Annotated in this window: 9 protein-coding genes; 5 read left to right on the top strand and 4 right to left on the bottom strand. The window is 71.4% G+C overall.

Annotation, left to right across the window (positions count from 1 at the left end; genetic code table 11):
• Positions 1 to 38: 38 nt before the first annotated feature.
• Positions 39 to 914 (bottom strand): L,D-transpeptidase family protein, encoded by an 876-nt coding sequence (locus tag VKA29_RS29300; protein ID WP_420718590.1) that lies wholly within the window; start codon positions 912 to 914, stop codon positions 39 to 41.
• Positions 915 to 1,098: 184 nt separating this feature from the next.
• Here VKA29_RS29300 and VKA29_RS29295 point away from each other — a divergent pair, with 184 nt between their 5' ends.
• The 3 genes from VKA29_RS29295 (at position 1,099) to leuE (ending at position 4,041) form a co-directional block, all read left to right on the top strand.
• The gene (locus tag VKA29_RS29295) at positions 1,099 to 2,679 is read left to right on the top strand and encodes an acyl-CoA mutase large subunit family protein (RefSeq protein ID WP_324789014.1); all 1,581 of its coding nucleotides are present in this window, start codon (positions 1,099 to 1,101) and stop codon (positions 2,677 to 2,679) included.
• A gap of 92 nt (positions 2,680 to 2,771) precedes the next feature.
• Positions 2,772 to 3,347, top strand: a complete 576-nt coding sequence (locus VKA29_RS29290) for a Uma2 family endonuclease (RefSeq protein WP_324789013.1) — start codon at positions 2,772 to 2,774, stop codon at positions 3,345 to 3,347.
• A 43-nt stretch (positions 3,348 to 3,390) separates the two neighbouring features.
• On the top strand, positions 3,391 to 4,041 hold the full coding sequence (gene leuE, locus VKA29_RS29285) for a leucine efflux protein LeuE (protein ID WP_324789012.1): 651 nt from the start codon (positions 3,391 to 3,393) through the stop codon (positions 4,039 to 4,041).
• A 159-nt stretch (positions 4,042 to 4,200) separates the two neighbouring features.
• On the opposite strand, the gene VKA29_RS29280 is transcribed toward leuE, so the two are convergent.
• Entirely contained in the window at positions 4,201 to 5,319 is a 1,119-nt protein-coding gene (locus VKA29_RS29280) for an acyltransferase family protein (protein WP_420718589.1), read from the bottom strand.
• A 211-nt stretch (positions 5,320 to 5,530) separates the two neighbouring features.
• Here VKA29_RS29280 and VKA29_RS29275 point away from each other — a divergent pair, with 211 nt between their 5' ends.
• Together VKA29_RS29275 and VKA29_RS29270 are read left to right on the top strand one after the other, a co-directional pair.
• Positions 5,531 to 7,000: a glycosyltransferase family 29 protein gene (locus VKA29_RS29275; protein WP_324789011.1), complete on the top strand. Its 1,470-nt coding sequence runs from the start codon at positions 5,531 to 5,533 to the stop codon at positions 6,998 to 7,000.
• Positions 6,997 to 9,330 carry a glycosyltransferase gene (locus VKA29_RS29270; protein ID WP_324789010.1) on the top strand — a complete coding sequence of 778 codons (2,334 nt, stop codon included), beginning with the start codon at positions 6,997 to 6,999 and terminating at the stop codon, positions 9,328 to 9,330. Before VKA29_RS29275 ends, VKA29_RS29270 begins: the two co-directional genes overlap by 4 nt.
• Positions 9,331 to 10,051: 721 nt before the next feature.
• Here VKA29_RS29270 and VKA29_RS29265 read toward each other — a convergent pair.
• Together VKA29_RS29265 and VKA29_RS29260 are read right to left on the bottom strand one after the other, a co-directional pair.
• Complete coding sequence (locus VKA29_RS29265) at positions 10,052 to 11,383, bottom strand: alpha-2,8-polysialyltransferase family protein (protein WP_324789009.1); 1,332 nt, start codon at positions 11,381 to 11,383, stop codon at positions 10,052 to 10,054.
• Positions 11,383 to 12,369: a glycosyltransferase family 2 protein gene (locus tag VKA29_RS29260; RefSeq protein ID WP_324789008.1), complete on the bottom strand. Its 987-nt coding sequence runs from the start codon at positions 12,367 to 12,369 to the stop codon at positions 11,383 to 11,385. The genes VKA29_RS29265 and VKA29_RS29260 overlap by 1 nt, the downstream gene beginning before the upstream one ends.
• Between the last annotated feature and the right edge of the window lie 193 nt (positions 12,370 to 12,562).

Raw genomic sequence — 12,562 nt, 5'->3', positions numbered from 1 at the left:
CCCGGTCCCGTCCGCGCCCCCAGCCTCCCGCCGGGGCGTCACCGGAACACGACGACCTTGTCGCCGTACCGCACCTGCGCGTACAGGCCGGCGATCGCCACCTCGTCCCGGACGTTGACGCAGCCGTGCGAGGCGCCGGCGTAGCCGCGGGCCGCGAAGTCGTACGAGAAGTGCACGGCCTGTCCGCCGCTGAAGAACATCGCGTACGGCATGGACGAGTCGTAGAGCGTCGACCAGTGGTGGCGCGACTTCCAGTACACCTGGAACACGCCCTCCCGGGTGGGTGTGCCGCGGGAGCCGAAGCGGACCGGCATCGTCGAGACCGTGCGCCCGTCGATCATCCAGCGCAGGGTGCGGGTCGTCTTGTCGATGCACAGGACCCGCCCGGTCAGGCACCGCGGATCGGGCGGGCCGGCGGGCTGGCCGCCCATCAGGTACAGCTCCCACTTCCCCGGCTCGTGCGTCATGCGCAGCAGCCGCTGCCAGGTGACGGCGTCCGTCCGCCCCGTCCGCGGCAGCCCGCGCTTGCCCTGGAAACCGCGGACCGCCCGCTCCGTCAGGTCGTCGTACGTTCCCGTGGGGCCGTCGAACAGCCAGTCCACCTGGCGCAGCCGGGCCTGGAGTTCGCGTACGCCGGGGCCCGTGTCACCGCGCGACCACAGGACGGCTCCGCCGCCGGCGGGGGAGGAGTCCGAAGCGCCGCCGGGAGAAGCGGCGGGGGGAGCGCCGCTCGGCAGCCGGATGCGCACCGGTGAGCGGCCCGTGCCGTCCGCGCCCTGCACGGTGCAGCCGGACACCCCGGCCAGGGCGGCCAGGGCGGCCAGGGCCGCCGTCGCGGCGATCGCTCTCACCGTGCCCGCAGTACGCACCACGCCCCCAGCCGTCCCACCGATGTGCTCGCGTGCCCCTTTCATGCTGCCCGCAGGTGACGGGCCGCGAACGGCGGGGCATTGTTGTGACCGGGACCGCATACACCCTGTGAGGAAGGTCCCAGGGTGCGGCCCTGCACCCGGTGCACGGCCGACGCTACAGTCCGTCGGAGGGTCGGTCTGAACTGGCGTAACTGGCGAGTAACTGCTGAGCGGGAGGCAACACACCATGGCGCGCGAGTCGGAGTCCGGACTGCCCATCGAGCCGGTGTACGGGCCGGAGGCCCTGGCGGGCTGGGACCCGGAGCAGAAGCTGGGCGAGCCGGGGAAGTACCCGTTCACCCGCGGCGTGTACCCGTCGATGTACACGGGCCGTCCGTGGACGATGCGCCAGTACGCCGGTTTCGGCACGGCGACGGAGTCGAACGCGCGCTACAAGCAGCTGATCGCCAACGGCACGATGGGGCTGTCCGTCGCTTTCGACCTGCCCACCCAGATGGGACACGACTCGGACGCGCCGATCGCGCACGGCGAGGTCGGCAAGGTCGGCGTGGCCATCGACTCGATCGACGACATGCGGGTGCTGTTCGGCGGGATCCCGCTGGACAAGGTCTCGACGTCGATGACCATCAACGCGCCCGCCGCGCTGCTGCTCCTGCTGTACCAACTGGTCGCCGAGGAGCAGGGCGTCCCCGCCGACCAGCTCACCGGCACGATCCAGAACGACGTGCTGAAGGAGTACATCGCGCGGGGCACGTACATCTTCCCGCCCAAGCCGTCGCTGCGCCTGATCGCGGACATCTTCAAGTACTGCAAGGCCGAGATCCCGAAGTGGAACACCATCTCGATCTCCGGCTACCACATGGCGGAGGCCGGCGCCTCCCCGGCGCAGGAGATCGCGTTCACCCTCGCCGACGGCATCGAGTACGTCCGCACGGCGGTCGCGGCCGGCATGGACGTCGACGACTTCGCCCCCCGCCTGTCGTTCTTCTTCGTGGCCCGGACGACGATCCTGGAGGAGGTCGCGAAGTTCCGTGCCGCCCGCCGGATCTGGGCGCGGGTGATGCGGGACGAGTTCGGCGCGAAGAACCCCAAGTCGCTGATGCTGCGCTTCCACACGCAGACGGCCGGGGTGCAGCTGACGGCGCAGCAGCCGGAGGTGAACCTGGTCCGCGTCGCCGTGCAGGGTCTGGCGGCGGTACTGGGCGGCACCCAGTCGCTGCACACCAACTCCTTCGACGAGGCGATCGCGCTGCCGACGGACAAGTCCGCGCGTCTCGCCCTGCGCACGCAGCAGGTCCTCGCCTACGAGACGGACGTGACGGCGACCGTGGACCCCTTCGCCGGGTCGTACGTCATCGAGAAGATGACCGACGACGTCGAGGCGGCGGCGCTGGAACTGATGAAGAAGGTCGAGGACCTCGGTGGCGCGGTGACGGCCATCGAGCACGGCTTCCAGAAGAACGAGATCGAGCGCAGCGCCTACCGCATCGCCCAGGAGACCGACTCCGGCGAGCGGGTCGTGGTCGGCGTCAACCGCTTCCAGCTCGACGAGGAGGAGCCGTACGAGCCGCTGCGCGTCGACCCCGCCATCGAGGCCCAGCAGGCCGAACGCCTCGCCAGGCTGCGCGCCGAACGCGACCAGGCCGCGGTGGACTCGGCGCTGGCGGCCCTGAGGAAGGCCGCCGAGGGCGAGGACAACGTCCTGTACCCGATGAAGGACGCCCTGCGCGCCCGCGCCACGGTCGGCGAGGTCTGCAACGCCCTGCGCGACATCTGGGGCACGTACGTCCCGTCGGACGCCTTCTGAGCTGCGCGGTTCCTTCGTACGAGTATCCGGGGGCGGGAACACCGCGCCCCCGGATACTCTCGTGGAGAGTGGGCCCCGAAAAGGCGGACGCCATGGCCGTACTGCAGCAGGAGCTGACCCTGGGCGAGGCCGCCGACCGGCTCGCCCGTGCACTGCCTGGCCACCGCGTGGAGATTCTCCAGGGGAGGCTCACTGCGACACCGCCGCCGGATGGCTCGCACGGGTTGTCGTTGACGAAGTTGTGCAGGGCGATCGAGCGCGCAGGCATCGAAGGAAGCGGGGCTGAGTGGATCCAGGGCGTGGGCCTGTGGCTGCCCACCCTGCCTTCGGACTTCGCGATCCCCGACCTCTCCATCGTCGACGAGGACTTCCGCGGCGCCCACGTCACGAAGAACTACTACGCCCCGAACGTCTTCCGCCTGGTCGTCGAGATCACGTCGTCGAACTGGTCCGACGACCTCGGCCCCAAGGTCGAGTGCTACGCCCAGGCGGGCGTCCCGGCCTACCTCGTCGCCGACCGCAAGCACGGTGAGGTGCTGCTCTACACGGACCCGGCCGACGGCAAGTATCCCGACCCCCAGCGGTTCAAGCGCGGGCAGGACCTGCTCCTGCCGGAGTCGGTCGGGGTGCGGGCCGAGCTGTCCGTGGACAGCCTGCTCGACGGCTGAAACACCCGCGCGGGGTGTCGTACCCGTGTGCGACACTCCGGGCATGTTCGGCGTCATCGATCTGCCCACCTACCTGGTCGGACTCGTGCTCATCGTGCTGCTGCCCGGGCCCAACTCGCTGTACGTGCTGTCCGTGGCCGCCCGGCGCGGGGTGCGGGCCGGGTACGGGGCGGCGGCCGGGGTGTGGTGCGGGGACGCGGTGCTGATGACGCTGTCCGCCGCCGGCGTCGCCTCGCTGCTGCAGGCGAACGCCCTGCTGTTCGGCATCGTGAAGTACGCCGGCGCCGGATACCTGACCTGGCTCGCGGCCGGCATGATGCGGGCCGCCTGGGGGATGTGGCGCACGCGGCGGGAGAAGGCCGTGCCCGAGGACGCCGGCGCGCCGGTCACCGACGAGCGGCCCTACCGCCGTGCCCTCGTCATCAGCCTCTTCAACCCCAAGGCGATCCTGTTCTTCGTCGCCTTCTTCGTGCAGTTCGTCGACCCGGGCTACGCCTACCCCGCGCTTTCCTTCGTGGTCCTCGGCGTCTTCGCGCAGCTCGCGAGCGTGCTCTACCTCAGCGCGCTGATATTCGGCGGCACCCGGCTGGCCGCCGCCTTCCGTCGCCGCAAGCGGCTCGCGGCGACGGCGACCTCGGCGGCCGGGGCGCTGTTCCTGGGTTTCGCGGTGAAGCTGTCGCTGGCGAGCGTGTGATCACCGGCCGACCGGCGTGATGCCTGTGTCTGCGGCTGCCGAGCCTCAACCGGCGGCCCGGCGGCCCGAGCCTCAACCGGCGCGGCCCGGCGGCCCGGCGGCGGATCGGCCCGGTGGCGCATCGGCCCGGCGGCCGTCGCCGGTGGCGCGTCGGCCGGGTCAGCGCACCCTGGAAAGCGCCGTACGCAGTCTCGGCGTCAGCGGCTTCTCGACGCAGCGGTTCAGCAGCCAGGCCAGCAGCAGCATCGACGCGAGCGTCAGGGCGAAGGTCGCAGCCGACGGCAGCCCGAGGCCGCGGTGCAGGCCGCGGATCACCACCCAGCCGAGGTGTTCGTGGACCAGGTAGAAGGGGTAGGTCAGCGCCCCGGCCACGGTCAGCCAGCGCCAGTCCGCCCAGTCGAGCGCACCCAGCGCGATCACCGCGACCGCCACGAAGCCGAGAGCGACGACGAGGACGATGCCGAACGAGGAGCGGTGGGCGAAGGCGTTCGGGTCCGCCGCGTTCCACAGGCTGCGCACCGCGTGGTGCTGTCCGATCGCGAAGCTCACGGCGACGATGCCCCAGGCGTAGACGTCGCGGCGGTCGCGGTGGACCAGGTAGAGGCCGACGCCGCCGACGAAGAAGGGCGCGTACTCGGGCATCAGCACGATGTCGAGCAGCGGCATGTGCGCGCCCTGTGCGATCGCCGCGGCCGGCGTCCAGCCGGCGCAGAAGAGGATCACGCGCCGTCGGCTCGCCCCGGGCAGGACCACGCACAGCGCGAACAGCGCGTAGAAACGGATCTCCGCCCACAGCGTCCAGCACACGCCCAGGACCCGGTCCACGCCCAGCGGCTGCTGGAGCATGGTCAGGTTGACCAGGGTGTCGCTCGGTGACAGCGCCTGGTACGTGACCGCCGGCAGCGCGAACACCGCCGTCACGATCAGGACCGCCGCCCAGTAGGCCGGCAGCAGACGAGCGGCGCGGGAGGCGAAGAACGACTTCAGGGGCCGGCCCCAGCCGCTCATGCAGATCACGAACCCGCTGATCACGAAGAAGACCTGGACGCCGAGACAGCCGTAGGCGAAGTACGTGTGCAGGGTGGGGAACTGCCGTCCGGCCGAACTCCCCCACGCCCCGGTGACCTCGCCGCCCCGGCCGCCGTAGTGGTAGGCCGCCACCATCAGCGCGGCGACCAGCCGCAGCCCGTCCAGGGCGCGCAGCCTCGGCACACGGGGAGCCGGCGGTCCCGGCCGGCCGGTCGCGTCGGCCACCGTCCGGACGGTCACGCTGGTCACGGTCTTCTCCTCGACGCATTCTTCCGCGGGCACTTCCGAGCACGTTAGCCCGCCTCACAGGCGGGTCTCGGCGGTCCCGCCAACGATTGGCCCCGACGTCCCGGTGAGTTCATCTGTAGGTCGTTTTGGCTTCCTACTTTTTCTCAACATCCGCCCACGGGCCGGTAAACGGCAACGAACCGCAGTTGGCTTGGCAAACAACAGGAGCACCATGACGAGGGTCCAGAACAGACGGGCACGTGTGCGCGGAGGGGAGCTGGACGACTGCCTGCGCGCCTGCGCCGTGCACAGCGGCAAACTCGTCGGCAGCATCGACCGCCGCCGCGTCGAACTCGCCGAACAACTGCGCAAGCTGCTCGTCGTGTGGGGCACCACCGCCACCACGACCACCGCGCCCGCCCCGGCCGGCGGCGCCACCGCGCTGCTCAAGCGTGCCGTCAAGGGCGCCGCGGCCCCCGCCGCCTCCGGCATCGGCAACGAACTGCTCGACGCCCTGCTCGCCGTGGCCAACAAGGCGCTGGAGTGCGGCTACGACGACGAGCTGAACCTCGCCCTGGTCATCAGCGACACGGTGCTCGCCCAGCGCAAGAACTCCCGCGCCGGCTGGCGGCTGCGCGCCCGCCTCCTGGAGGCCCTCGGCGACGAGACGGAGGCGCTGGAGGCGTACGAGAAGTACCTCTCCCTCACCGACGACGACGGCTTCGGCGTCCGCAACCGCATCGCCGGCCTGCGCCTGGCCGGCGAGAAGGAACGCGAACTGCTCGCGCTGCTCGGCCGCCAGGTCCCGCGCGCCGCGGACTTCACCCGCCGCCCCGCCACCGAGGTGTGGGCCGAGGGCCTGGCCGCGCAGGCCGTCGGCGACTGGGCCGAGGCCGAGCCCCGGCTGGTGGGAGCGCTCCTCACGCTGGCCGCCGAGGAGGCCCCGGTCGCAGACCGGCAGGACCTGCTCAGCCAGTACCTCGACCTGCGCACCGCGGTCCCCGGCGTCGACCTGCCCGCGCTCACCGACGCCCTCGCCCTCTACGCCGAGCAGCGCCGCAGCCGCATGCGCGGCCCCGTCGCCGACCCGACCGTCGGCGGCGTGCAGTGGATCAGCCTCGGCGAGTTCCGCAACCTGATCACCGGCAAGTCCATCTGCCTCGTCGCCAACTCCGGCCGGGTCGGCACCAGTTCGATGGGCGCCGAGATCGACTCGTACGACCTCGTGGTGCGCTTCAACTCGTACAGGATCGACCCGAAGCACACCGGCGGCCGCACCGACATCCACGCCACCATCCACAAGCACGGCTTCAACTGGGACCAGCAGGTCACCACCCGCCTGGTCTTCGGCGGCATCTCCGGCGACTGGAAGCACTCGCTGCGCAACCGCCTGGTGCCCGGCGCCCAGACCTACCTCGGCGACGAGTCGCTGCGCTGGCCCCTGCGCAACATCGGCAAGCTCGGCGCCGACGCCTGGTCGGGCATCCCGACCACCGGCTTCAACATGCTGTGGCTGCTGGACTTCCTGGACGTCAGCCCCCGGCTCGACCTGATCGGCTTCGACTTCTACGAGACCGGCGCCTACCGCGTGCCGGAGGCCATGAAGCTGGCCATCACGTCCGTGCACGAATACACCAGCGAGAAGGAATGGGTCATGCAGCGGGCCCAGAGCGTGACCGACATGAGGATATCCCTGCGATGACCACGACCTCCCTGACCGCGCCCGCCGCGGGACCGGCCCCGGCGACCGACGCCTCCGCGCTCACCGGCAAGCGCCGCATCGCCTTCGCCTCCTACGTCGACGAGAACTACCTGCCCGGCTTCCTCGTCCTGCTGCGCAGCCTCGCCCTGTCCAACCCGGGCGTCTGCGAGGACTTCGTCGTCCTGTACGACGACCTGCGTCCCGGCTCCGTCGCGAAGATCCGCGACCTGCACCCGCGCATCGTCCTGAAGCGTGTCGACGCCGACCACTACGACTCGTACAAGAAGGGCGACCAGGACAACTACCTGGTCCGCAAGGCGTACTTCATCCTCGACGTCTTCCGGCTGCGCGAGTACGACACCGTCATCACCCTCGACACCGACATGGTCGTCCTCGGCGACCTGGGCGAGCTGCTCAGGCTGCGCGAGGGCCTGGCGGCCGTGCCGCAGTTCTTCTACGGACAGCACAAGCTCAACTCCGGCCTGCTGGTCATCCAGCGCGAGTACCTCAGCGACGAGTTCTGCGCCAAGCTCGACCGGTGCGGGCGCAGCGGCGACTACGAGCTCGACAAGCACGACCAGGGCATCCTCAACGCCGTCCTGGACGGCGACTTCGTCCGCCTCGACCCCCGCTACAACTTCGTCAAGCGGCGGCTGTCCGGCGATCTGCCGGTCCCCGAGGACACCGCGATCCTGCACTTCACCGGCCGCCACAAGCCGTGGCAGGGCGGCGAGGCAGGCTACAGCCAGGCCGAGGACCGCTGGCGCGAGTTCGACCTGTCCGACGCCGACTTCCACGCCGCCTACCTGGCCTCCTCCGGTGGCCTCCACCACGACCTGCTCGTCCACTACGGCACCCCGCACGTCGCCCGCACCGGCGACGCCGAGGTCGCCCGCAAGGTCGCCGCCGCGCACATCGCCTCCGGCGACTACCAGGACGCCGTCGACATCCTGAGCGGCGTCCGCGTCCCGCTCGACGAGGCGTGGCCGCACGAGGTCCTCGGCCACGCCCTGATGAGCGTCTCGCGCTACGCGGAGGCCAAGGCGCAGCTGCTGCTGGCCACCGCCGCCCCCAACCGGGCCGCGACCGCCCACGCCCGCCTCGCGCAGATCGCGTGGGTGCACGGCGACAACGTCCAGGCGCTGAAGCACGCCACGGCCGGCCTGTCCGTCGACCCCACCCACCGCTCCAGCCGGCTGTGGGCGCAGCGCGCGTCCTCCGTGCCGGCCCAGGAACTCGGCGCCCCCGAGGACCAGCTGGCGCACGTCGCGTTCTACATGGACCGGCAGGGCAACGCGGGCGACAAGCTGCTGCCGGAGAGCGTCCGCCTCGCCTTCGGGCCGGACACCACCTCCCGCCGCTGGCACTCCGTGCACGCCCACCGCCTCTTCGACGAGGCGGCCCTGGAACGGGTCAACGCCCGCCGCGGCCTGGTCATCGGCGGCGGTGGCCTGTTCATCCCGGACACCATGCCCAACGGCAACAGCGCCTGGCAGTGGAACGTCCCGGACGAGCTGCTGGACCGCATCGACGTGCCGATCTCGGTGTTCGCGGTGGGCTTCAACGCCTTCGACGGCCAGTCCTACCGGGCCGGCCGGTTCCGCCAGTCGCTGCGGCTGCTCGTCGAGCGGTCCTCCTTCTTCGGGCTGCGCAACCACGGCTCGATCGAGAAGGTCCGGGCCATGCTCCCGGCCCGTCTCCAGGACAAGGTGCGCTTCCAGCCCTGCCCGACGACGGTCACCCGGCAGCTCGTGCCGGGCTGGCAGGACCCCGCCCGCCGCGACGACACCATCCTGATCAACGCCGCCTACGACCGCGCCGGCCTGCGCTTCGGCCACGACTACGGCTACTTCCTGGCCCAGATGGCGCAGGCGGTCAGGGACCTGGGCGAGCTCGCCGAGGTGCGGTGCGTGGCGCACTCGCTCGACGACGAGAAGATCGCCTTCGACCTGCGCCGCGAGCACGGCATCTCGCTGCCGGTCATCCCGATGTACGACTTCGAGAACAAGGAGATCCTCGACCTGTACGCCCGCACCAAGCTGGTCATCGGCATGCGCGGGCACGCCGGAATGATCCCGTTCGGCTGCGGAACACCCATCATCAGCCTGATCTCGCACCCGAAGATGGCGTACTTCCTGGGCGACATCGAGCGGCCCGAGTGGGGTGTCTCCGTGCACGACCGCCACCTCGCCGCCCGCCTGGTGGAGCGCTCCCGGGAGCTGCTCGCCGACCACGCGAAGACCGTGGCCGACGTGCACGGCCGCCAGCAGGAGCTGTGGAAGGTCACCGAGGCGAACGCCGCCGACCTGCGGGTCGTCCTGGGCGGCTGACCACGGCGACGGCCCTCGCCGACGACGTGGCCGAACCGGCGGGGAAGGCCGGCCGCCGCGCACCCCTGCGGTCGGCGGCGGCCGGCCCTTTCCCGGAGCGGGTGGTGTCGTGCGCCCGCAGGGAGACCGCGCAACCGGCGGGAAGCCCGGGGCGCATCCCGGCGGCCCGCCGATCGGGGGAGCGCTTCCCACGAAGAGGTGGGCAGTGGTCCGAGCGCGCGTCGAGGCGGCCGAAACGAGCAACAATAACCTTGTGTGAGCGACAAGTCACGCACCGTTGCGGACCGTGTCGCGGAGCACTTCTTCCCCACTCCCCAAGCGCGTTAGGAGCAGGACATGATCACCGACCTTCTCGCCAGCATCGTGCAGTACCTCGGGGTGCTGCTGTAGCGGCCGCGCACGCCGGCCCGGTGCCGTCCTTCCCCGTGGGAGGGACGCCACCGGGCCGTGCGCTGCCGGGTCAGGGAGCAGCGCCTCGGCGTCGGCCCCGGCGAGGCGTCGAACTCCGGGTTGCTCAACCGCATCCCGACGTGCCGCGCCGGAAGCCGTCTTCCCCGTTGCGCTTCGCTCCCCGGCGGCCGTCCGTCTTCCGCCGTCCGCCGGGCGCCGGCTGTCTTCCGCCGTCCGCCGGGCGCCGTCCGCCGGCCGTCGTCGGCCTGCCGCCCGCCCCGGCCGTGGCGCCGGCCCGGAAGCCCCGGCCGTGGCGCCGGCCCGGGGCAGCTCAGCGCCGTACCGCCTTCCGCAGTGCGCGGGCCCGCCGGACCACCCGGCGTGCGGTGGCGTTGCGGGGCAGGAAGGCGAGCCGCTCCGGGATGCCGCCCGGCAGCCCCAGCGAGGTGAGCCGCTTCTTCTTGAAGTAGCGCAGGGTGCGCGGGCCGAGGTGGCGCGAGAGATAGCGCTCCGCCTCCGCGCGCCGGTCCGGGTGCAGCTGCGGCTGCATGGTGAAGCCGACCGCGGTGACCAGGTCGTTCAGCGTCCCGTCGGGGACCGGGTCCTCGGCCTTGCGGCCCGCCAGGTCCGGCACCAGCGCGTCGGCGAGCACGGCCGGCACCCGGTTGCTGTTCTGGTACGGCGCCAGGCGCTCCAGCAGCGGTTCGGTGCCGACGCGGGCCACCGGCAGGCCGTAGAACGCCGACGCGGTGAACAGCGCGGTGGAGAAGCAGCCGACGACCAGGCCGGGCGGCGACTGCGCGAACAGCGCCTCGGCGAGGACGGGCACGTCCAGCACGGTGAGGTCCACGCCCAGTTTCCCGGCCTCGGCCTCCAGGGCGCGGCTGTAGCGGGCGGGCGCGCTGGGGTGCGGTTTGAAGACGATCGAGCGGTGACCGCGCTCGGCCGCCCCCCGCGCCATCCGCACGTGCAGATCCTCCTCCTCCTGCGGGGTGAGGATGTCCAGCGCGGACAGGTACTGGCCGAGCAGCAGCGCCGAGCCGTCCGGCAGCACCGGCAGGTCCGGGACGGCCGCGCTCAGTTCGGTCATCGTCTTCAGGAACGCGGCGGTCGGCACCACCTGCGCCTGAACGCCGAACTCGGTCAGCAGCATCGGCGTCAGACCGGGCACCAGGTCCAGGTGCAGCAGCCGGCGCACCCGCGTGCCGATCAGCGGGTCGAGCTTGTTGCGGGTGGGGCCGTAGCTCATCAGGCCGTCGGCGTAGACGTCGATCGGGGCGTCGGCGAACAACTGGGCCACCGTCTGCGCGGGGGCGACCTGGAGGGACTCCACGATCAGCTCCACCCGGTCCTCGCCCAGGCCCCACAGCAGCCGCAGGTAGCGCTCGAAGAGCGGGACGTCGTCCGGGCGGGGTACCCAGGCGCCCGGGTGGAACGGGCGGATGGCCTCGTTCCAGGACAGCACGGCGTCGAAGTGGCCGCGCAGCGGTTCGAAGCCCGGCATCTCGTCGAGCGCCGGGGTGGTCTCCGGGATCGCCGAGGTGTTGAACACCAGCAGCAGTTCGCGGTCCGCATCGGGGAAGCAGTCGGAATCCAGCGCGGCGGCCAGGGTGGCGGCGCCGTAGAGCGTGGAGGCGCAGTAGATCCGGGTGGTACGGGACATCAGGAAGCCGCCTTCGCTGTGGTGATCCGGCGCCGCAGCCGTCGCAGCCTGGCGGAACGGCGCAGGTCCATGGTGTCGAGCACGTCGCCGAGGGCGTCCTGCGGCATGCGCTGGATCGCGGCCGCGGTCAGCGACCGCAGCTGCCTGGCGACGGTCGGCTCCCACTTGGCCTCGTCGGAGAGGTGGTGGTCGATGATCGCGCAGTAGGTCCGCACCGCCTTCGGCAGCAGCCGGGCCGCGTCCGGGTCCGCCGCGGTCTCCTCGATCACCTGGTCGAAGGCGCGGATGAAGTCGAGCTGCCGGGCGTCGCCGATCTGGGTCAGCGAGGAGGCCACCCCGCGCCGGTAGAACACGCCGAGCAGGCTCACCACGGCGAACGACTCCGCCTCGCGGTGCAGTTTCCAGATCCACGGCCGGTCCTCGGCCGTGCGCAGCCCGTCCGTGAAGTGCAGCAGCCCCCGCTCCAGCAGCCGCCGGTGGTAGGCGCCGGCCCACGCGTAGGCGTAGTCCACGGAGGTCGTGCGGTTGGCCGGCAGGATCGCCCCGCGCGGGTCGAGCACCTCCCAGCGGCGCCCGTGCGGGACCCGGTGCACCGTCCGGGCGCGGGCGGTGGCCTGCACATGGTCGGTCCGCACGAAGTCGCAGCCCAGCTCCTCGATCGCGCCGGCCAGGCGCGTCAGGTAACCGGGGGCCAGCCAGTCGTCGCCGTCCAGGAACGTCAGGTACTCGCCGCCCGCCGCGTCCAGACCGGTGTTGCGCGCGGTGGCGAGCCCTCCGTTCTTCTCATGACGGACGAGGCGCACTCGGGCGGCCCCGGACAGGTCCTCGGCCGCACGCTCCAGAATGGCCGGAGTTTCGTCCGTCGAATGGTCGTCGACCAGGATGAACTCGAAATCCGGGCGGGCGTTCAGGCGAAGACTTCTGAGGGTGTCCGGCGCATATCGCTGGACGTTGTAGAACGGCACGATCACGGAAAGCTTTGGCACTCGAGAAACCCTAGGAGGGCGCCCGGCTGCGGAACTTTCCGGTGGGCGTACAGGGGATGAACTCGATGTGTCGGAACGGTGCATCGCGCGTTCTTGAGGGCGTTTGACGAGCCAGTTCGGTTCCAGGCGGGCTGTTGTTAACTCTTTGTTGAGATGTGGTTGGGCCATTCCTGGGAATTGCTTCCTAGCGTCT

This window comes from Streptomyces sp. H51 (genome assembly GCF_035656535.1).
Taxonomy (GTDB): domain Bacteria; phylum Actinomycetota; class Actinomycetes; order Streptomycetales; family Streptomycetaceae; genus Streptomyces.
Note: the sequence above shows the minus strand (reverse complement) of the source record. Positions and strands in the feature narration are given on the sequence as shown.